This is a genomic window from Natronococcus roseus (assembly GCF_043677095.1).
GTDB classification, from domain to species: Archaea; Halobacteriota; Halobacteria; order Halobacteriales; family Natrialbaceae; genus Natronococcus; species Natronococcus roseus.
In genome coordinates, this window is the sequence record NZ_JBHLJR010000008.1 from 61410 (window position 1) to 81046 (window position 19637).

The 19637-nt window shown below is 67.1% G+C and carries 23 protein-coding genes and 1 tRNA gene; 11 read left to right on the forward strand and 13 right to left on the reverse strand.

Annotation, left to right across the window (positions count from 1 at the left end; translation table 11 throughout):
* Positions 1-266 precede the first annotated feature (266 nt).
* On the reverse strand, positions 267-833 hold the full coding sequence (locus ACFEMD_RS19860; RefSeq protein ID WP_394743021.1) for a GNAT family N-acetyltransferase: 567 nt from the start codon (positions 831-833) through the stop codon (positions 267-269).
* A 121-nt stretch (positions 834-954) separates the two neighbouring features.
* Here ACFEMD_RS19860 and ACFEMD_RS19865 point away from each other — a divergent pair, with 121 nt between their 5' ends.
* The gene (locus ACFEMD_RS19865) at positions 955-1239 is read left to right on the forward strand and encodes an amphi-Trp domain-containing protein (RefSeq protein ID WP_394743022.1); all 285 of its coding nucleotides are present in this window, start codon (positions 955-957) and stop codon (positions 1237-1239) included.
* Between the two features lie 270 nt (positions 1240-1509).
* On the opposite strand, the gene ACFEMD_RS19870 is transcribed toward ACFEMD_RS19865, so the two are convergent.
* The 4 genes from ACFEMD_RS19870 to ACFEMD_RS19885 all read right to left on the reverse strand — a co-directional run bounded on the left by ACFEMD_RS19870 (position 1510) and on the right by ACFEMD_RS19885 (position 4060).
* Positions 1510-1980 (reverse strand): hypothetical protein, encoded by a 471-nt coding sequence (locus ACFEMD_RS19870; RefSeq protein ID WP_394743023.1) that lies wholly within the window; start codon positions 1978-1980, stop codon positions 1510-1512.
* A 227-nt stretch (positions 1981-2207) separates the two neighbouring features.
* Positions 2208-2278: transfer RNA gene (locus tag ACFEMD_RS19875), tRNA-Gly, on the reverse strand.
* 87 nt (positions 2279-2365) lie between these two features.
* The gene (locus tag ACFEMD_RS19880) at positions 2366-3307 is read right to left on the reverse strand and encodes a WD40/YVTN/BNR-like repeat-containing protein (RefSeq protein WP_394743024.1); all 942 of its coding nucleotides are present in this window, start codon (positions 3305-3307) and stop codon (positions 2366-2368) included.
* A 93-nt stretch (positions 3308-3400) separates the two neighbouring features.
* A complete protein-coding gene (locus ACFEMD_RS19885; protein ID WP_394743025.1) occupies positions 3401-4060 on the reverse strand; it encodes a class I SAM-dependent methyltransferase in 660 nt (219 codons plus the stop codon).
* A 167-nt stretch (positions 4061-4227) separates the two neighbouring features.
* On the opposite strand from ACFEMD_RS19885, the gene ACFEMD_RS19890 reads away from it, so the two are divergent.
* From ACFEMD_RS19890 to ACFEMD_RS19905, 4 genes are all read left to right on the forward strand, one after another.
* The gene (locus ACFEMD_RS19890) at positions 4228-4695 is read left to right on the forward strand and encodes a DUF5793 family protein (RefSeq protein ID WP_394743026.1); all 468 of its coding nucleotides are present in this window, start codon (positions 4228-4230) and stop codon (positions 4693-4695) included.
* Between the two features lie 86 nt (positions 4696-4781).
* The gene (locus ACFEMD_RS19895) at positions 4782-5954 is read left to right on the forward strand and encodes an ABC transporter ATP-binding protein (RefSeq protein WP_394743027.1); all 1173 of its coding nucleotides are present in this window, start codon (positions 4782-4784) and stop codon (positions 5952-5954) included.
* 101 nt (positions 5955-6055) lie between these two features.
* Positions 6056-6334: a UPF0058 family protein gene (locus ACFEMD_RS19900; protein WP_394743028.1), complete on the forward strand. Its 279-nt coding sequence runs from the start codon at positions 6056-6058 to the stop codon at positions 6332-6334.
* A gap of 37 nt (positions 6335-6371) precedes the next feature.
* Complete coding sequence (locus ACFEMD_RS19905; RefSeq protein ID WP_394743029.1) at positions 6372-8207, forward strand: DUF7527 domain-containing protein; 1836 nt, start codon at positions 6372-6374, stop codon at positions 8205-8207.
* A gap of 78 nt (positions 8208-8285) precedes the next feature.
* Here the strand turns inward: ACFEMD_RS19905 and ACFEMD_RS19910 are convergent, their stop codons facing one another.
* Complete coding sequence (locus ACFEMD_RS19910) at positions 8286-8591, reverse strand: hypothetical protein (protein WP_005556221.1); 306 nt, start codon at positions 8589-8591, stop codon at positions 8286-8288.
* A gap of 329 nt (positions 8592-8920) precedes the next feature.
* On the opposite strand from ACFEMD_RS19910, the gene ACFEMD_RS19915 reads away from it, so the two are divergent.
* From ACFEMD_RS19915 to ACFEMD_RS19925, 3 genes are all read left to right on the forward strand, one after another.
* On the forward strand, positions 8921-10300 hold the full coding sequence (locus ACFEMD_RS19915; protein WP_394743030.1) for an adenylosuccinate synthase: 1380 nt from the start codon (positions 8921-8923) through the stop codon (positions 10298-10300).
* Positions 10301-10403: 103 nt separating this feature from the next.
* Positions 10404-10598: a methytransferase partner Trm112 gene (locus ACFEMD_RS19920; RefSeq protein WP_005556217.1), complete on the forward strand. Its 195-nt coding sequence runs from the start codon at positions 10404-10406 to the stop codon at positions 10596-10598.
* 15 nt (positions 10599-10613) lie between these two features.
* The gene (locus tag ACFEMD_RS19925; RefSeq protein WP_394743031.1) at positions 10614-11231 is read left to right on the forward strand and encodes a DUF7524 family protein; all 618 of its coding nucleotides are present in this window, start codon (positions 10614-10616) and stop codon (positions 11229-11231) included.
* 28 nt (positions 11232-11259) lie between these two features.
* Here the strand turns inward: ACFEMD_RS19925 and ACFEMD_RS19930 are convergent, their stop codons facing one another.
* The 3 genes from ACFEMD_RS19930 to ACFEMD_RS19940 form a co-directional block, all read right to left on the reverse strand.
* Positions 11260-12399 (reverse strand): DR2241 family protein, encoded by a 1140-nt coding sequence (locus ACFEMD_RS19930; RefSeq protein ID WP_394743032.1) that lies wholly within the window; start codon positions 12397-12399, stop codon positions 11260-11262.
* A gap of 2 nt (positions 12400-12401) precedes the next feature.
* Positions 12402-13304, reverse strand: a complete 903-nt coding sequence (locus tag ACFEMD_RS19935) for a CbiX/SirB N-terminal domain-containing protein (RefSeq protein WP_394743033.1) — start codon at positions 13302-13304, stop codon at positions 12402-12404.
* 110 nt (positions 13305-13414) lie between these two features.
* A complete protein-coding gene (locus tag ACFEMD_RS19940) occupies positions 13415-13762 on the reverse strand; it encodes a BsuPI-related putative proteinase inhibitor (RefSeq protein WP_394743034.1) in 348 nt (115 codons plus the stop codon).
* Between the two features lie 100 nt (positions 13763-13862).
* Between ACFEMD_RS19940 and ACFEMD_RS19945 the strand changes: the two genes are divergently transcribed.
* Positions 13863-14462, forward strand: a complete 600-nt coding sequence (locus ACFEMD_RS19945) for a class I SAM-dependent methyltransferase (RefSeq protein ID WP_394743035.1) — start codon at positions 13863-13865, stop codon at positions 14460-14462.
* 50 nt (positions 14463-14512) lie between these two features.
* Positions 14513-15265, forward strand: a complete 753-nt coding sequence (locus ACFEMD_RS19950) for a DUF2797 domain-containing protein (protein WP_394743036.1) — start codon at positions 14513-14515, stop codon at positions 15263-15265.
* A 54-nt stretch (positions 15266-15319) separates the two neighbouring features.
* On the opposite strand, the gene ACFEMD_RS19955 is transcribed toward ACFEMD_RS19950, so the two are convergent.
* Positions 15320-15952: a hypothetical protein gene (locus tag ACFEMD_RS19955; protein WP_394743037.1), complete on the reverse strand. Its 633-nt coding sequence runs from the start codon at positions 15950-15952 to the stop codon at positions 15320-15322.
* A 140-nt stretch (positions 15953-16092) separates the two neighbouring features.
* On the reverse strand, positions 16093-16431 hold the full coding sequence (locus tag ACFEMD_RS19960; protein ID WP_394743038.1) for a hypothetical protein: 339 nt from the start codon (positions 16429-16431) through the stop codon (positions 16093-16095).
* A gap of 139 nt (positions 16432-16570) precedes the next feature.
* Here ACFEMD_RS19960 and ACFEMD_RS19965 point away from each other — a divergent pair, with 139 nt between their 5' ends.
* Positions 16571-16933, forward strand: a complete 363-nt coding sequence (locus ACFEMD_RS19965) for a hypothetical protein (RefSeq protein ID WP_394743039.1) — start codon at positions 16571-16573, stop codon at positions 16931-16933.
* A gap of 82 nt (positions 16934-17015) precedes the next feature.
* Here the strand turns inward: ACFEMD_RS19965 and ACFEMD_RS19970 are convergent, their stop codons facing one another.
* Positions 17016-17852 (reverse strand): phosphatase PAP2 family protein, encoded by an 837-nt coding sequence (locus tag ACFEMD_RS19970; protein WP_394743040.1) that lies wholly within the window; start codon positions 17850-17852, stop codon positions 17016-17018.
* Positions 17852-19600, reverse strand: a complete 1749-nt coding sequence (locus ACFEMD_RS19975) for an ABC transporter substrate-binding protein (protein WP_394743041.1) — start codon at positions 19598-19600, stop codon at positions 17852-17854. The genes ACFEMD_RS19970 and ACFEMD_RS19975 overlap by 1 nt, the downstream gene beginning before the upstream one ends.
* Between the last annotated feature and the right edge of the window lie 37 nt (positions 19601-19637).

Sequence of the window (19637 nt, forward strand, 5' to 3'; positions counted from 1 at the left end):
TAGCCGTCGACGGTAGAAGCTATCGAGTGAGTCCCTCGAGTGATGCCCTCTCGAGCGTGGAGAGGGGCGTGGTGTGGGCACAGACCCCACTCACTCGCGCGAGGATGGGAGAACGCCTCGCCCTCCCCAGCCGGCTCGCTCGCGCGGACTGCTCGCTCGCCCCTCGCGGTCCGCGGCGCGTCTCGCTGCGCTCGCCGCGCCGCCGCGCGCCAGCGAACGGGTGGTTCGTCGCCAGTAGGATGCTCGCGATCGTTTCGCGGGATCGGTCACCCGCCGCGCGCGCTCGAGTCGGGTGGACCACGATCCCGCCGCGCCTCGAGGAACGCCTCCTCCTCCGTCGAGAGATCGCGCTCGCGAAACGCCGAGAGCCCCGCCTGGTAGCGCTCGCGGCTCGTCCCCTCGTCGGTCGCGTCCTCGTCGCTCGAGCCGTCGACGGGAGCGGGGTACTCGAGGATCAGCTCCGCGATCCCGGTCGTCTCGTCGGTGTAGCCAAAGCCCGCTCTGTACAGCGCCTCGTAGGCGAAGGGATTGTTGACCGCGATCCGCAGGCGATCGTACCCGCGCTCAGTCGCGCGATCTCGGACGAGTCGGACGAGCTCTGGGCCGATCCCCTCCCCGCGGCGGTCGCCGGCGACCGTTACGTACCGCAGCCAGAGGGTCGCCTCGTCCGTGCGGTCCTCGTTGAACGCGATCGCCGCGACGAGTTCGCCGTCCTCGCGCGCGACGGCCTTTCCGGTGTTCGTCATAACGAACTTCCCGGCGTAGCTGAACCGCTCGTGGTCGAGGCGAAGTTTCGGTCCGTCCGGCGGCCAGCCCAGTAGTTCGTACTCCACGGATGATCGTTCGTCGACGCAGGGCCTAAGAGTCACGCCCCGTTTTCGTTCGTCCTGCCGATTCCCGCAGTGGCGAATTCAACGGGCGGATTTTTCCGCTTACGCTCCCTCTATGTGGGTGATGACGGACGAAGAAGATCACGAGGAGGAACTTCTCGAGGCGGAGCTCGAACAGTCGCCCGAACAGGCCGCCGACTGGCTGCGCAACCTCGCCGACGAACTCGAGGACGGCGAGGAGCTGACGGTGTCGACCGACGACGAGTCGGTGACGGTCGCGCTGCCCGAGGACAGCCTCGAGTTCGAGGTCGAACTCGAGCGCGAACCCGAGGACGACGACCACGACGAGATCGAACTGGAGATCGAACTCGAGTGGCTCGTTCCGAGTTCGGACGCCGACGAGGAGTAACGGATCGACCCGCCAAGATCGCGGCGGTGTCGTTCGCGACGGCGGTCGTTTTCGCGGCGCTGCGATCATGACGACGGGAGCCCTGCGTCCGTTCGTCGCTCTCGTGGATTCGGTTACCGAACCGTGGAGACAGCCTCGGCTGTCGGGTACTGAAGGTGGTTATGAAGAGTGGGAGCTCGCTGCTCCACACTCGGTACGAGGGGTCGTTCCCGGATATCCCTGGCCCCAAAACAGATTGGGTCCATTTCGGTCGACGGGGCGATCGACGGCTCAGAACCGGTTTCGCCAGCGCTCGCTTCGGATCACTTCGTCCTTCATCGCCGAACAGTGTTCCTTCGCGCGCTCCTCCTCGAACTCGTCGGTCATATCGTTGACGCAGGACTCCCAGGAGCCGCCGATCGACGACCAGTACTCGAGGACGCTGTCCCGATCCCACCCCTCCGGGAGGCTGTCGAGTCCGTTGACGTCTTCGTCAACGATCTCGGTCAGCGCCTCCTCGTCGGTCTCCTGGGTCGCGTCCTCGTCCTCGAGGTCGCTCGCCTCGAGGGCCGACGCCCGGTAGACCGCCGAGCCGACGGCCTCGAGGCCGACGGCGTACGCGGGCTGGTCGTCGTTCGCGGAGACCTCGGCGAGCTCGTCCCCGTTCTGCGGGAACTCGAACGATTCGGTCAGCAGGGCCGCGACGACGCCACGGCCGTCGGGCGTCGCGACGACGTCTCCTTCCTCGTATCTGGTGCCCATACTCGGTTCTCCGACTCGAGTTTCAGTAGTGGCGGTGCCGGGAGCTGCAAGGGGTCGATTCGGGGGTAGTGCTCGAGTCGGAAGCGGTAGGTCGGTCGCTCGAGGTGTCGTCTTTTGGAGGGAGCGCGGACCAGGATTTGAACTACGCGAAACGCTCGCTGTCGCTCGCGTTTCTCTACTTCAAATCCCTCTCGCGCATTTTCTCCTCACGTTCGTTCGTCGAAAAGTGCGCGGACCGGGATTTGAACCCGGGCCATGAGCTTGGAAGGCTCAGGTCCTACCACTAGACCATCCGCGCGCACTCTCCGGTTTTCGCTCCTCGTTTAAGTCTATTCCGTTTCAACCCGACGGTCGATTCCGTCGAGTCTCGAGCGCCGACCCGACGCTATCGCTCGAGGATCTCGCCGCCGGCACCGACGACGATGTCGGTCGCTCCGCGGGCGACCGCCTGGAGGTTCTCGCCGGAGGGAGTCTGATTACGCGTCCAGTCGCCGGCGTCGTACTCGAAGATCGTCCCGCCGCCGCCGACCGCGTAGCCGTCGCCGCCGTCGGTGTCGACGTCGAAGAGGTCGGCGTCGCCGAGGCTCTCGGGCACCCACTGGCTGCCATCGTACTCGAATATCGTCGCGTTGCCGCCGCTGACCGTGACGTCGTCCGCGGCGTCGCTGTCGATGCCGTAGAACGTCACGTCCGCGTCCTCGATCCCGATCGGCTCCCAGGTGGTGCCGTCGTCGGTCTCGTAGACGCGGCCGTTGGTATCGACGGCGTGGCCCGAGCGGGAGCTGTGGAACTCGATCGCGGGGAAACCGGAGCCGCTACCGGGGACCGTGTACTCCCAGGTGCCCTCCTCGCCGTTCTCGAAGCTGTAGTGGATCGATCCGGAGTCGTCGGCCACGTACACGTCCGCGTCGCCCGCGGCTCCGGTGACCGCGACGTCGTTGAAGTTCGCGGTGAAATCGTTGGGTGCGGATCGATCGACGAGGTTCCCGGTCGTCACGTCGTACTCGCCGATCGCGCCGCTCGCGCCGACGATCCAGAGCCGTTCTCCGTCGTCGGTTACGGCCGCACCGAAGAGGTCGTTGCCGTTCCCGGTGGGGCCGCCCTGCAGGACGATCTCCCAGCCGTCCGTACGGCGTTCGACGACGCTGCCGCCGTCACCGACCGCGTGTGCGTTCCTCGTCGTATGGGAGACGTCGTGGAGCGTGCTGTCGACGGGCGTCTCGACGGACGTCCAGCCGTCCTCGCCGGCGGTAACGGCGGGAACGGTAGCTGCGGCGAGCGATGCGCCTGCGAGCTGCAGCGCCGAACGACGAGTGAGACGCGTCATATCGCACTCGAAACTTCAGAGGTGGATTTCATAAAAGCACGACATTATTTTACTACCTAATAACCGAGGGAAACGGCACCGGTAGCAGGACGATTACCGTCGCGTCAGTTCGGTGTCAGCGACGGTCGCGTAGCAGTTCCCGCTCGAGAGCTCCCATTCCACGATCTCGAGGTCGCTCGCCTCGAGGTCGCGTTCGAACTCCGTGGGGTCGTAGATGTGGTAGAAGCGATCGACGGCCTCGCCGCCGGGCAGGGTCCATTCGACGGTCGTGTCGAACCCCTCCGTCTCATCGAATCGGTCGTGGGCGGTCGACCAGGCGCTGACCAGCGCGCGGCCGTCGGGGGCGAGGACGCGCGCGAGTTCGTCCAGGCTCGCCAGCCGGCTCGCTCGTGTCGGGAGGTGATGCAGCGTTGCGACGTAGACGGCGATGTCGACGCTGTCGTCGGTAAGCGGCAGGCTCGAGGCGTCGCCCTGAACCAGCGAGACGTCGAACTCGCGCTCGTGAGCCCGTTCGCGCCCGGTCTCGAGCAGCCCGCGGCTGACGTCGAGGCCGATCACGCGGTCGATCCCGTCGGCGTCGGCCAGTAGCTGGGCGTGGCGGCAGTTGCCACACCCCAGGTCGAGCCCGACGGCCCCCTCCCGGACGGGATCCTCGAGAAAGGCTTCGACCTCGGGCCAGGCGTACTCGCGGGTCGAGGCGAAGTGGGTCGCGATCCGATCGTACGTGTCGCGGACGGCCCGCCGGTGGTCCATCTCGGTCGCACGGAGAGCGCGAGCGCGCAAAAAGCGTTCGATGACCCGAGCGGTCGTCGTCACGACCACGTTTGCCCACGCGAACCGGCTCCATCGACGGATCCGTCGAAGACCGGAGTAGTCTTGCGTTACGTTCATACGGTGGGAGTACCAAGCGAGGGTACGGAATGAGGCGCGAGCACTTCACACTGGACGTCAGCAACGTCGACTGGGTCGAGACCGACGGCGAGCCGGCGAAACCGTCGGTATCGATCGACTTCACCGGTCCAGCGACGGCACTCCGTGAGCGCCTTACCGCTCCCGACGGGGACGTCCTCGAGGCGAGCGAGACCGACGCCGCCCTTCGTCTCCAGGGTCCGCTCGGGGAGGAAACCGACGGCGTCGTGAGCGTCGCCAACCGAACCACGGGCGAGTTCCTGCTGGAACTCAACGAGGACGCCGACAACGTCCTGCGGTTCATTCGGGCCGCACGCGGCTACGGCGAGAACGGGAGCGGCGACGGTCGGTACGAGATCGTGATCCTGTTCGACGGCGAGGAGTTCGTCAGCTACGACAAGGGCACGTTCCTGGTCTACGACGAGGACGGGAACCTCCTCCGCCAGCACAGTCTCATCCCCAGCGGCGTCGAACTCTAAACCCAGGCCGCGGGAACCGACCGGCAATTATAAGTGTTTTAGGCACGCCTAAATCGAATGTACGCCGGCAGACGCCGGAAATCGATATGGCGAACGGACAACTACTCACGTCGGCGACCGACGCAAGGCAGTCGAGAACCCCGTCTCCGGAATCCGACGAGGATGTCGTCCTCGAGCTCGACAGCGTCGCGAAACGGTACGGTACCGAGGACGTGATCTCGGACCTCTCGCTGTCCGTTCGCGACGGCGAAATTCTCACCCTCCTCGGTCCCTCCGGCTGCGGGAAGACGACCACGCTCCGACTGATCGCAGGATTGGAGCGGCCGAACGCGGGCACCGTCCGACTCCAGGAGACCTCGGTCGCGGGCGAGGGCCGGTTCGTCCCGCCGGAGGAACGCGGAACGGGGGTCGTCTTTCAGGAGTTCGCACTGTTTCCACACCTCACGTCCCGCGAGAACGTCGCGTTCGGACTACAGGAGTGGGACGAACCCGACCGCGAAGCGCGGGTCGATGAACTGCTCGAGCTGGTCGGCCTCGAGGACCACGGCGAGGACTATCCGGACGAACTCTCGGGGGGACAACAGCAGCGAATCGCGCTCGCCCGGTCGCTGGCACCCGAACCCGAGATGTTACTGCTGGACGAGCCGTTCTCGAACCTCGACGTCGACCTGCGCGTCGAGATGCGCGAGGAGGTTCGCCGAATCATCAAGGCCGCCGGCGTCACCGCCGTCTCCGTGACCCACGACCAGGAGGAGGCGCTGTCGATCTCCGACCGGGTCGCGGTAATGAACGAGGGCGACATCGAACAGATCGACACGCCCGAACAGGTCTTTCAGCAGCCCGAGTCCCGCTTCGTCGCGGGCTTTCTCGGTCACGCGAGCTTCCTCGCCGGGGACGTACGAGGTGACCACGTCGACACCGCGCTCGGACGGGTGTTACGCGACAACGTCAACGGCCTCGCCGAGCAGTACAACGGAACCTCGGTCGATCTCCTCGTTCGCCCGGACGACGTGACGGCCTACCCGGCCGCCGACACCGACGCCCCCGCCGACGGCACCGTGGTTTACCGCCGGTACCTTGGACCGACCGTGCTCTACCGAGTTGAACTCGACACCGGCGAGACGATCGAGTGTATGCACAACCACTCCGATCGGATCAACCTGGACGAGCGAGTCGCGGTGCGGGTCACCGCCGACCACGAACTCGCCTGGTTCCCCGTCGGCCAGCGCGACCGAACGTCCTCGGTCGCGGCCGACTGAGTCCCGTCACCGGGCCGTCTTCAGGCCTTTCCGCCCGACGTAGCTGTTTTGCGACGCGTCGCCACGCAATGCTTAAACCAAAACCCTCCTTACACGTGGATATGCACAAGGACGAACTCCTCGAACTCCACGAAGAACTCGTCGTCATCATGGAGTACTTCTCGGAGCGCGAGGAGGTCAACGAGGAGTTGTTCGATCCGTACCGCCAGCTCGATGTCGATCCCTCGCACGTCCACAAATCGAAGAGCGAGCACAAACACGCCGTCTTCGTGCTGGGCAACGCGCTGGCGAAGGCGATGAGCGAGGACGAGTTCTCGAGCGCCGGTCGGATCGGCAAACGCATGAAGGAACTCGCCGAGGACGCCGAGTCGAAGATCTAGACGAAACGTATTTGTCCCGGATCCTGGTTGTTGTCGCATGGACTCGCGCACGCAAGAGCGCGTCGAGCGCTGGGATTCCCGCCCGTTCGACGGGGATCTCCACGCGCTTGCTGGCGCCGACTTCTCCGGTGCCGTCGACGTCGACGACACCTGGGTGTTCCTGCTCGGGGGACGTATCGTCGGCGTGATCGACGGCGACCTCGAGGCGGTCGCAGACGGATCCGGAATCGCCTACGAAGCGCCCCACCGGGCGCTCCCGTTGCTCTGCTCGATGGAGGCCCAGCGCGGCGCGCCGCGGGGGCAGTACTACACGAACGAGACGCCTCTCGAGGAGGTCGACGACACCCTTCAGGAGGGAGCGTTCACCGGCTACGTCGAACTGAGCGAGAACGTTCTCAGCGGGGACTACTACCTGGTTTACTACGGCGGCCGACGGATGGCAGTCGCGTACATCGGTAACGCCGAACGACTGCTCGTCGGCGAGGAGGCCTTCGAGCGAGCGGTCGACGAGGTCGGCATCTACGACGTGATCGACGTCGAGGTCGAGGTTACGGACGTCGCCGACGCAGTCGACGCACCGCCAGCAGCTGACACCGGAGACGCTGGCGCCCCGAAGACTCATTCGCGGTCCGACGAGCCGAATCCGGCATCCGATCGCCAGCAGCGAGCGACCGTCGGACCGAAGCCGGCCGGATCGAACGCGACCGCGACAGCCGCCGCGGGGACTCCGAGTGCGAACGACGACGACTCGGCCGAGACGGACGACCTCGAGGAGGATGAGACTCGCTGGCAGGAGTCGCGGAGCGTCCCCTCGGTTGATTCGGAACCGAACGATGACGTCGCAAACGCTCCGAGCGACGGGGCTGTCGCCGCCGAGGAGCCGCCGGCGTCCCCATCGAACGCGCCGGAACCGGACGCCGACGCCTCGGCCGACTCCGAGGAGCCGACCGAAGCCGACGGCGCAGCCGAGCCGACGACGCCCGCAGAGGGATCCGATCCCGGCGATGAACGCGATACCGAGGACCCCGTCGGACGCCTCGAGGCCGAACGGGAGCGGCTTCGCGCGCGAAATCAGGAACTGTCGTCGACCGTCGCCGAGCTTCGAGCGCGGATCGACTCTCTCGAGGCGGAACTCGAGGGCCAGTCACCCTCGTCCGGACCTGACCTCGGGATCGACGAGGCGCTCTCGCAGACGAACCTCTTCGTCCGGTACGACTCGCGAAGCCAGCCCACGCTCGGGACGGCCCACGAGGACCGCGTCGACCGCAGCGAGGTCGATGCGAACCTGCGACTCGAGTACCACACGCGGTTCGACGACGTCGGCGCCACCGTCGACGGCGTCCCCTTCGCCGAGGCGCTGACCGACTCGATGGAGTTTCGGTTCCTCGAGTGGCTCACGACGGAGCTGTTCTTCGAGATCCGAGATACCGGTCGTGCGGACGGGCTCGCCGACCTCTACGAGGGAATCACGCGGATCGACCGGGTCGAGCTTCGAAGCGAGCTTTCGATCGGAGCCGACGCCGAGGACGGCGCCGAGACGGTCGCGTTCGACGTCGTCGCCTACGACAAGATGGGCCACCCGTTGCTCGTGGCGGCACTGAACGACTCTCGGGAGCCGGTCTCGCGCGACCGACTCGAGTCGGTCGCAACTGACGCAGCGGCGGTCGCCGATCGCCACCCGGAGCTGGCGGCTGCGCTCGTCGTCACCCGGAGCTACTTCGAACCCGGCGCGCTCGAGGTCGTCGAGGAGGCGACCAAGAGCGGCTTTCTCAGCCGCGGCTCGCGGCTGAGCTACGTCAACAACGCGGGGTATCACCTCTGTCTCGCCGAGTCGCGGTCGGAGGGGTTCCACCTTACCGTCCCCGAACTGTAGCCTCGAGTCGAATCGTCGCTCGCTGGGCACGTTCGCACCGCTACCGACGCTGCGGGCAAAACGACGACAAAAGAGAGACTACCCTTCGATCTCGGCGACGTCTTCGATCTTCATCCCGTCGAGCTTGTCGACGATGTCGTCGATCTTGCCGTCGAGGTCGTCGACGAACTCGGCAGTGCGCTCGGTCTTGATCGCACCCTGACTCGAGGGCTCGATGAGGTTCTCCTCCTCGAGGACCCGCAGCGAGTACCGCACCTTGTGGTGGGGGTAGCCCGTCTCGTTCGACATCTTGACGATCCCGATCGGCTCGTTCTCGATAACCATCTTCAGGACCTGCAGATGTCGTTCCAACATATCGACTTCCTTCTCAAGTCGGTCTATCATGGCATTTGTTAACTTGTCTTTGGGGCCTTTAAAAGTTACTCTCTGCGAGTGAAACGACCACTCTCAACAGTGTGTCAATTCCTGTCAGTAGTTAACGCTTCCGGTCGCACGTGCCTGCAGGCGATCGCTGTCACGAATTCGTTCGGCTCGCCGAACCGGTTCGGCGGGGAAGCGGCGACGGGTGCGCGCCCGTTGCACGGAGATGGAGGGACGATCGGCGCGCGGGCCGCTCTGTCGCGGTACCTATTCGCGTTCGTGGACATCGTCCCCGTTGATCGTCCGCACAGACCGTAATCTGTTTATCGGCCGGGCAAGAATCCGCCGCTGTTATGACCGTCACAATCGTCGGGTCTCAACTCGGCGACGAAGGCAAGGGTGGGGTCGTCGACCTCTACGGCGACGCCGCCGACGTCGTCGCCCGCTACCAGGGAGGCGACAACGCAGGCCACACCGTCGTTCACGGCGGCGAGAAGTACAAGCTGTCGCTCGTTCCCTCCGGCGCTGTCCGGGGGAAAGTCGGCGTGCTGGGCAACGGCTGCGTCGTCAACCCACGGACGCTGTTCGACGAAATCGAGACGCTCCGGGAGAAAGGCCTCGATCCCGATGTTCGGGTCGCAGAACGCGCCCACGTCATCCTGCCGTTCCACCGCGTCCTCGACGGTATCGAGGAGGACGTCAAGAGCGAGGACGATCAGGAAGTCGGCACGACCGGTCGCGGCATCGGCCCGACCTACGAGGACAAAGCCGGCCGCCGCGGCGTCCGCGTCGGCGACCTGCTCGACCCCGACGTGCTCCGGGCCCGACTCGAGTACGTCGTGCCACAGAAGCGCGCGCTCGTCGAGGACGTCTACGGCGCCGACGTCTCGGCCCTCGAGAACCCGGACGCGTTCGACGTCGACGCGCTCTTCGAGGAGTTCCGCGAGATCGGCCAGCGCCTCGCCGAGGGGAACATGACAGTCAACGCGAGCGCGTTCCTCACGGACGCGATGGCCGACGGCGAGACCGTCATGTTCGAGGGCGCACAGGGGACCGTCATCGACATCGACCACGGGAACTACCCCTACGTCACGTCCTCGAATCCGACCGCGGGCGGCGCAGCAGTCGGCACGGGCCTTAGCCCCAACGTCATCGCAGACGGTGAGATCATCGGCATCGTCAAGGCCTACCTCACGCGCGTCGGGAGCGGCCCGCTGCCGACCGAACTCGGCGGCGTCGTCGGTGACACGCCCGACTACGACGAACAGGGCGACGGCGAGAACGAGGAGCTTGCAACGTACATCCGCGAGGAGGGCGGCGAGTACGGGACCGTTACCGGTCGCCCGCGCCGCGTCGGCTGGCTCGATATGCCCATGTTGCGCCACTCCGCGCGCGTCAACGGCTTCACCGGCCTCGCGATCAACCACATCGACGTGCTCGCCGGCCTCGAGGAGGTAAAGGTCGGCCACAGCTACGAACTCGACGGCGAGGAGCTGCTCGCGATGCCGCCGACGACCGAGGAGTGGGGTCGCTGCGAGGCGAACCTGCGCTCGTTCGACGGCTGGGACGACGTCGACTGGAGCGCGGTCGCCGACGAGGGGTACGAGGCGATCCCCGAGAACGCCCGCAGCTACCTCGAGTACGTCGCCGACGAGCTCGAAGCCGATATCTACGCGGTCGGCGTCGGCCCCGGCCGCGAGGAGACCGTCGTCGTCGAGAACCCCTACGAGTAGGGCAGTTTGGCGTCTCGGTTCGACGGGCGTCGCGCTCGAGGGAATCCGGCCGTCATCGAGGCGTTCCCGAAGCCTTTTGCTGTATGCGTTCGCCTGTCGTAGTATGAAGGAGTCGCTGCTGGAGATCCTCTGCTGCCCGCTCGACAAGCACGAACTGGAGCTCGAAGACGCCGAATACGAAGGCGACGAGGTCATCGACGGAACCCTCGTCTGTACCGAGTGCGGCGAGCGATACCCCGTCGAGGACGGGATCCCGAACCTGCTGCCGCCGGACATGCGCGACAAATCCCCCGCCTGAACGCATCTCTGAACCGTGTTCACCCCAGCGGTCACCGTCCACGTCAACCGCGACTCGTCCGAGCGACTCGAGGCAGCGACCGCCACGTTCGAGACCGCCGAGTCGTTCACCCTGCTTCTCGAGGGCCACGACTCCCCGACCCACGTCCACTGCCGGCTCGACGACGAGCTCGCCCGCGTCGCCTCGATCCCCCAGTCGAACTACTACGTCGAGGCCGACGCGCGAACCCCGGTTCCGATCGAGGTGGAAGCGGGCGGACTCGAGGACCCGGTTCAGGGATACCTCGAGGTCTCGACGGGATACGGCGCCGAATCGGCCGCGATCGCCGTCACCGTCGAACCCGGACCCGATCGGGTCGAGGTCGACGAGTCCCTCGCGAAACCACAGCGGTCCCCGACCGCCCAGTCGTCCGATCCGGCAGAACCGCTGTTCGGCGACCTCGGCCTGCCCGGCGACGTCGGGCCGGCAGCCCTGGCCGCACTCGCGCTCGGCGCCGTTGTCGTCGCGCTCGCCGTTGGGCTCGCCGTCGCCACGATAGCCGGCGGGACGGCCGCCGTCGCCGTCTTCGCCATCGTCGCAGTCACCGTCGTCGCCGCGGTCGGGTTGCGATTCCGACCCTCTGGTAGTCGTTGAACGGGAGTACACTGAGCTTCAACGACTACTACCGTTTTTGTTCCCGCTTCGTCGCCTCGAGCCCGCCGTCCTCGTCGAAGCGCTTTGCTCGGAGGTACCGCGCCCGGTAGCGGTTCGCCCCGTCGTTGACGTCCGCTTCCCGGATCTCGTCGGTCCGGCCGTCCGCGACCGCGTCGATGAGCTCGGCGAGCTGGTTGAGTTCGCTCGTCGTCAGCTCGAGTTCGTACGTGCGCTCGTCTTCCGACTCGAGGATCGCCCACTTTCGTGCGGCCGCGACGACGAGCGAACAGGGTTCTCGACAGGGGAACGGACCGTCGCCGCCCTCGGGTTCGAGCTCGTCGCCCTCCTCGTACTCCCACTCCCGGCGGCGGAGACACTGCGAGTCGACGCAGCAGGCCTCGGCCATCCAGTCGACGGCCTCGCGGGGTAGCTCGTCGATCACGTCGTAGATTCCCGTCTGGCGCTCGGCGGTCTCGGTCCAGTGATCAACGTCGAGCTCGCCGCGTCGCTCGCGGTGCCAGTTGGCGATCGTCGCCGGATAGAAGAAGTCGACTGCTTCGACGAGCGCTCGGCCCGACAGCTCGGGGAAGACCCAGCCCGACCGCAGCGTCGGCGCGGTCTTCAGCGGGCGGTAGCGCCCCTCTCCGTCGTACGTCGAGAGCTCGCGGGCGTCGCGGGGGTCCTCGCGGCGCTCGAGGTCCTCGCGGGCGCGGTCGGCATCATCGACGTGGCGGAGTTCGTATCGCCGTTCGCCTCCACTCCCGTCGACTAGCTCGACGGCGATCCGGAGCTGTCCCCACTCTCGAACGATTCCGTCCTCGAGGGCGTCGTAGCGCGCCGATACGTCGAGTGGCTCGTCCTCGAGCGTTCGGTCCTCGGTCGTCGCGTCGGTCAGGGGGGCTCGCTCGCACCACTGGAGGAAGGCCCGTCGGGCCGTTCCCTCGCCGCCGATCGCGTCCCAGTAGCGCCAGTTCGAGACGAGCGCCGGAACCGACTCGAGGGCGTCCTCGAGTTCCCCTTTCTCGAGGCCGGTTTCGCGAGTATCGGGCGTCTCGAGGGTATACGTCTCGTCGTCGGCTTGCTCGAGAACGAGGCCGTCGAGGGCGACTCCCTCGTCGTCGTCGGCGGCGGCGAGCAGGGACTCGAGGTCGGTTGTCGGGTCCGCCACGCTCAGTTCCCCGCCTTCGGCTCCGGCCCGTCGGTCGCCGCGTCGTTGCTTCCGGCCGTCATCGCGCGAACGCGCTTGACGGCGTCGCCCAGCTCCGCGCCGGCGTCGGCCGCCCGCTCGAGGAGGACGTCGGCCATCAGCCCCTCGGTGCCGACGGCACCGGCGTACCAGATCCGGTGGCCGTCGACCTCCGTCGGCACGTCCCACCCCAGGCGGTAGTCCTCGGTCAGCCCCATGTCCTCGGGGATGTCCTCCTGGGTATGGTAGCCGTCGGCGACGAACAGCGGGACGACGACGATATCGTCGCTTTCGAAGAAGTCGGTGACGTCGTCGACCTCCGGCTCCTCGTCCATGAACAGCGCCTTCACCTCGTCGAAGCGCTCGCGCTCTCGGATTCGATCGGTGTGGTACTCGATGGCCTTCGCCGAGTTCTCGTTTCGCTCGGTGCCGTGGCCGACGACCGCCAGGCCGACACCGTCGCCGACGTCGGGGTCGTCGGTGACGCTCTCGGCGCGCTGGACGATCACGTCGGTCATCGCGTCGTGGGTACCGACGGGACCGCAGTAGTGGACCGTCTTCCCGACGTCGGTCGCCTCGAGTGTCACCTGCGAGGCCTCGGTCCCGTCGGAGTCCCACTTCTCGGGGTCCCAGTCCTCGAGGCGAAGCTCGCGGGGGATCACCTGCTCGGTGAAGTAGCCCTCGCTGATAAACAGCGGGACGACGAACACCTCGTCGGACTCGAGGGTGCGGATCACGTCCCGAAAGTGCGGTTCCTCCTTCCAGAACGCCTCGCGGACCTCGTCGAACGCCCCCGTCTCGCGGACGGTGTCGGCGTGGGCGTAGGTCGGGTCCGAAGCGTCCGGATTCAGGTGCGACCCGTGTGCCGCGACGACCAGCGCTTGCATACGCGGCCGTTAGGAGGGGTGCCGTTTATGGACTTCGCTGGGGGCGCGTGTCGCCGACGTTCCCGACGACGCGAGCGACGGGCCGTCGACCGCGAGCCGCCAGCGGTCGGCTACTGGATCGAGAGCTCGGTGCGTGCCTCGCAGCTCCCCTCCTGGGCGCGCAGCTCCGCGACGGCGGTGTACTCGCCGGAGCGTGGCTCCTCCCACTCGGCCTCGTAGGTCGCGGTCTCGTCGGGAGCGATCCGCTCGGAGCTGATCATCTGGGCGAACATCCGCCCGTCGGTGTACCGCCACACCTCCCGTCCCTCGTCCTCGACGACGAACTCGGCCTTGCAGGCGTCGGAGAACCGAAGCTCGACGGGGTCGGTGCCCGCGTTCGTCACGGCGAACTCGAACCGAACCGCCTCGGCTCCCCCGTTCGACGATACGTCCGCCTCGAGTCGTCCCTCGAGTGCCATACGCGGACCTGTGCCGGCCCGCCGTATAGTTCTTCAGCTGGCATCGATCGCCCGCGGTGGCGAACGGAACGCATACGAACTGTCAGGGACGACCTTCCGTATGGATCCGTTCCGGAACACGGGCCAGCCCGACTGGGACTGGTGGGGGAAGCTCTGGCCGACGCCGGCGGCGACGCTTCGTGAACTCGGGATCGACCGCGGGACGAGCCTCGCCGAGGTCGGTTCGGGCGACGGCTACTTCGCGCTGCCGGCCGCCCGGATCGTCGAGCCCGCGCCGGTGTACGCCGTCGACCTCGAGGCCGACCTGCTCGCGGCCCTCGACGAGGTCGCTTCCGCGCAGGACATCGAGAACGTGCACACGATCCGCGGTGACGCTCGCGACTTGGACGAACTCCTCCCCGAGCCGGTCGAGACGGTGCTCTTGGCGAACGCCTTCCACGGCGTCGGCGACTACGACCGGCTGCTCGAGGCCGTCGCGAACTCGCTTCGGCCGGGCGGCTCGTTCGTCGTGGTCAACTGGGCCGATCGTCCGCGCGAGGAGACGACCCTCGGGGGCGAACCCCGCGGTCCGCCGACCGAGCTCCGCGTCGGCCCCGACGAGACTCGTAACGTGGTCCTCGAACACGGCGGGTTCGCCGTCGACCGCGCGCTCGAGCTGCCGCCGTATCACTACGGGCTGGTCTTCGAGCGCGAACGATAGTTCCAGGTTGGAGCAGTACGCCTATCCGCGCCCGCCACGAACGCCACCGCGTGCAACTCGTGGGCTACGAACCGAGCGGACGCGGGTCGGCGCTGCTGGTGAGCGACGGCGGAAGCGTCGAGTCCATCCCGCTCGAGCCCGGCGAGACCCTCTCGTACGCCCTCGGCTCGCGGCGCTGTGCCGGGACGATCGACGACGGCGAACACGTTTCCTGCGACCGCTCGAGGGCGCCCTACTGCGAGTACCACTCGAGCACGTGGGTCTGTGCCCGCTGTACGGGGAGCTGTCTCAAGCCGGAGATGGACTGCTATCAGGAACACGCCGTCTACGTTGCCGCCTTCGCCCCGGACACGTTCAAGGTCGGCGTCACCAAGTCCCGGCGCCTCGAGACCCGCCTCCGCGAGCAGGGCGCCGATCGGACGGCCCACGTCCACACGGTCTCGAACGGCCGGATTGCCCGCGAGCTCGAGGCCGAGATCGCCGACTGGCTGGTCGATCGCGTCAGAACGGGCTCGAAGGTCGCCTCGCTAGCCGATACCGTCGACGAGTCCGCCTGGGAAGCCGTCCTCGCGGAGTTCGACGTCATCGACCGGTTCGACCTCGAGTACGGGTTCGCACTCGAGAACCGGCCCGTTCGGGAGACGATCGCTTCGGGAACGGTCCGGGGGGTGAAGGGGCGGCTGCTGGTCCTCGAGACCGGCGGGACGACCTACGCCGTCGACATGCGCGACCTCGTGGGCTACGAGATCGAAGAGGGAGCGACCAGCCGGAACCTCCAGTCGTCGCTCGGCTCGTTCGGCTGATCGGGTCCAATAGGCGCGCCTCTTCGGCAAACTGTTTCGGCACCTCGAGGTCGATCAGTACTCCAGTTTCGCGTCGCCGGTCTCGCCCCAGCGCTCGAGGCGGGCGTCCTCGACGCCGTAGTCGATGTCGTAGGGCGTTCGCTCGCTCCATCCCTCGCCAGTTAGGTGGGTCACGACGTCCGCGGCCGCCTCGCCGTAGCGGTCGCCCCGGTGGAAATGCGAGACGGTGAGGTCGAGCACGTCGAGGTGGGCGTGGATCGCGGCCCGGTCGTCGTCGACGCGCCAGACGTGGACGTGGTCCCACTCGTCGCCCAGCCGCGGCCGTCGGTAGGAGGCGTCCGGCGGAACGAGTTTCGCCGCCTCGGGGTCCCACGCCTTCGCGGTCGCGTCGGGGAGCGCGGGCGTCCACTCGAGGTTGTCGAGTCCCGTGAAGCCGTCCTCGACGGCCTCGAACGCGGGCTTCGAGCCGTCGGCGCGGGCGTGAACGTTGATCGGGAGTGCTGGCTGCCACTCGCCGTCGTCGTCCGGCTTGTACAGACACAGCGGGTAGTCGTCCTCGCCGTCGCGGTCGGCGTCGACGACGGCGTCGGTCGGCTGCGCGCTCGCGCTCGCACTCGCGACGGTGCCGACGGCGACCGCGCTTCCGATCCCCGCGATCGTCTGTCGTCTGGTGGGGTTTCGATCCACGGGCGGTCACTGACTCCTCGGATCGGGGGTATCAGTCTCGAGATCGACGTTCGGTTGCACGCCGACCCCTTCGACGACGATCGGCGGAAGCGTTTGGCTTGAGTGTTCGTGGTCCCCACCTCGAGGACGCCGTGTCCCGTTCAGGGCCCGATTCCGCCGAGGGGAACCTCGGTTTCGCAGTTGGGACAGGCTGCGTGTTCATCGCTCCCGGTGTAGGTCCAGGTCGTGTCGCAGTCCTGGCAGGTCAGCTCGACGCCGTCGCGGGACTCCGGACGGCGTCCTTCGGGGTCGGACCGCGCGTTCCGAAACCGCGAGAGGGCGGTCGCGGCGTCGTCCAACTCGTCGTCCGCGATCGGGAGACGGCGATCGTCGCCCTCGAGAACGAACCAGTAGTCGGCCGATTCGTCGTCCGCCGCGTCGACGATCGCGTACCGGCCCTCGCTGACGATCGGATCCCGATCGGCGCTGGAGTCGTCCATAGGTAGCGATCGTAGCACGGGTCGCGGGTTCGGTCTTGTGCATGCACCAGCCGAGCGCGCGCTCGCGTAGCGCCGGATAAACGCGTCGGCGATCGGTAACATGGTAATCCTTTTCCGCTGCGCTACGGAATCCGAAGGCATGGCTGACGAAAACGAACCTAACGACGCTGGCGACGAGGGCGAGGAGAAGTCGTTCCGAGAGCGAGTCGAGGAGATCCGCGAGAAGCGCGCCGAGGAAGGCGAAGGCGAGGGCGAGCCTCCCGAGAGCCCGTTCGGCGGCGGCGGTGGCGGCCCCGGCGGCATGGGCGGTGGCGGCGGCAATCCGTTCGCCCAGATGATGGGCGGCATGATGGGCGGCGGCCCCGGCGGCGGTCCGGGCGGCCCCGGCGGCCAGGACGAGGGTAACGAGGAACTCGTCCGCGAGGTCCGACAGCTCCGCGACGAGATGCGCGACCAGACCCGCGCGCTCAAGCGCATCGCCGACGCGCTCGAGGACCAGTAACGACCCGTCTTTTCGGTGTTTTTCGTTCCCGTAGCGACGCGGCCGGCTCCCGTCTCGAGCGAAACCGAATCCGCTCGAACCCTCAGCGCAGTCGGGAGAGCGGGTTTCCGACGTCGAACCGCTCGGTGACCGACCACCGACCGACGAGGAGGCCCGCGAGTTCCACGCAGACGTACGCGAGGACGATTCCTGCGACGACGTCGATCGCCCAGTGGATCCCCAGATACATCGTCGAGATCGCGACGCTGATCGCGAGCGGAACCGCGACGATAGCCCACCGCGGGTAGACCTCCCGGGTCTGGTAGGCCAGGATGCCGACGGTGGCGGCAAGCGAGGTGTGCAGCGAGGGGAAGACGTTGGTGTTGCGGTTGACCTGTCTGGTGAGGTGCTGGTAGCGCGGATAGGTGTCGTACATCAGTGCCTCGACGAGTTCGGGCATCATATTTCGTGGTCCGTAGGCAATAACGAGCGTGTAGAGTACCAGACCGAGCACGTAGTTGAGCGTGTAGGCGGTCAGCAGCTCCCGCAGCGGTCGCGTGTTCGACAGCGCGAAGTAGGCGACCACGGGGAAGACCAGCAGGAAGACGTAGCCGTAGATGTAGACGAACGAGAAGAACGCCGTCAGCGCCGACGTCTCGAAGGACTGCAGCCAGAGAATGAACTGACCCTCGATGTCGTAGATCGCCCACGTGAGGTTCCAGCCGAACATCCAGGAGAGATCGGGAACGACCTGCCTGGCGACGCTGTTGGCGAGAAGGACGACGGCGAGGACGACCGTGATCGGCGTGGCCGCTCGGAGTCGAGACGCCCACTCGCGGCGCGTGTCCCGGAGCCGGTAGCGACCGACGATAACGGCGATCCCCGCGAGCGTCAGCAGGGTGACGACGACGGCCAGCTGGAGCAACACCTGAACCAACATTAGCGTCTCACCCGGAGCGCGCCGTCGTCGTAGCTGAAGCCGGCGTCCTCGAACGCTTCCCTGGCGGCGTCGACGTCGAGCTCGCCGTCGGAACCGAAAAACGGCGTCGCCGGATCCTCGCCGTTCCAGGCGAGTTCCTCGGGCGTCCACTCCTCGGTGACCGGCGTCGCGGTCGGCGCGGCGTAGCCGTGGAAGACGTCCTCGACGAGCCAGTCCTTGTCGAGCAGCCCCGCGACGGCACGTCGAAACCGGGCGTTTGCGAACGGTGCCCGACGGGTGTTGAACCCGAGGTGGTAGAACGTCCACGACGGCGACTCGAGCGGTGCCGTCTCCGGGGCCGGCTCGAGGTCGTCGAGGACGTATGTCTCGAGGATCGCACTCGTAATGTCGGCACTGTCCGTGTTGACGAGCTCGATCGCCGACGTACTCCGCGGATCGATCTGGATCCGAAGCTCCTCGACGCTCGCCTCCGGGAGGTCGACGCCCTCGCGACGGGTGAAGTGGTCGTCGAACCGCTCGAGAGTTACGTGTTCGCGCTCAGTCCGGCTCCCGAAGCGGAACGGACCGCTCCCGATCGGCGGGACGTTGTCGACCGTGACCGCCTCGGTGGCACCCTGGGCGACGCTGACGCCGCGAACGGTGGCGGGCGCGGCCCGCTCGGTCCAGACGTGTTCGGGGAGGATCGGTACGGTGAGGACCCGCTCGGCGACCGCCTCACCCGCGTCGAGTTCGAACTCGAGTTCGAACGCGCCGTCGACGTCGATCGCGTCGACGGCCGCCGCCAGCCCCCTGTACCGCGGCGGGGGCGACGGCGACTCGCCGCCCTCGAGCTCGGTGTCCTGTAGCAACCGGTAGCTGAATTCGACGTCGTCGGCATCGAGCGGTTCGTCGTCGTGGAACCGGCAGTCCTCGCGGAGTCGCATCCGTAGCGTGCCGTCGTCGTACGTCCAGTCCTCGGCCAGCCAGGGCTCGATCTCGCCGTCACGTTCGGTCGCCAGCGAGTCGTACACCAGCTCGAGAAACGGCTCGTGATCGCGGTACTCGGCCGTCAGCGGGTTGAGGTTCTCGGAGATGCGTGCGTCGGTGTGAGCCGTCCGCAGCCGGTCGACGTCGTCGCCGGCCTCGAGTTCGAGGTAGCCAAGCCGAGTCGCCGGGTGGGCCTCGCCCCAGCCGTCGAAGCGGTCGGTCCGGACGAAGCGGTGTTCTTCGGGCACGCAGATCGGGACGAACGGCTGTTCACGGGCCAGCTCCTCGAGCAGCTCCGCGACGCTCGCCTCCCGTTCCTCGCCGTCGGCTAGACGCTGAGCTTCGAGCAGGTCGTCCAGTTGCAGGTTCGCGTACCCGAAGGGGTTCTGCCAGCCGGACTCCTCGGCGTAGACCGAGTGCAACGCCTCGTAGAGGAAGTCCGGATCGGTGCCGCCGGGGTGGCGACCGACGTAGAGGTCGAACTCGTGGTTGATCAGGACCGCCCGCAGGAACTCCTCGTTCGAGCGCATGTCGATCGAGACGTCGACCCCGACGGCCTCGAGGCTGGCGGCGACCTCCCTGGCGAGGCGGATCCCCTCGCGGTCGCCGTCGGCCGGTAGGGTGACGATCGTCACGGAGAGCTGATCGACCGCGTCGCGGTTGACGACGGTTCGAACCTGGCGAACGCAGCCGCTGGTCGCGACGGCGAGCCCCGCAGTGCCGGCGAGAACCGCGCGTCGACTACGGGGACGCCCGGGGGATGCCGTCTTCTCGTCGGTCATTCGGTGGATATCTTCAGTTCAGCCAGTGTCGGTATAA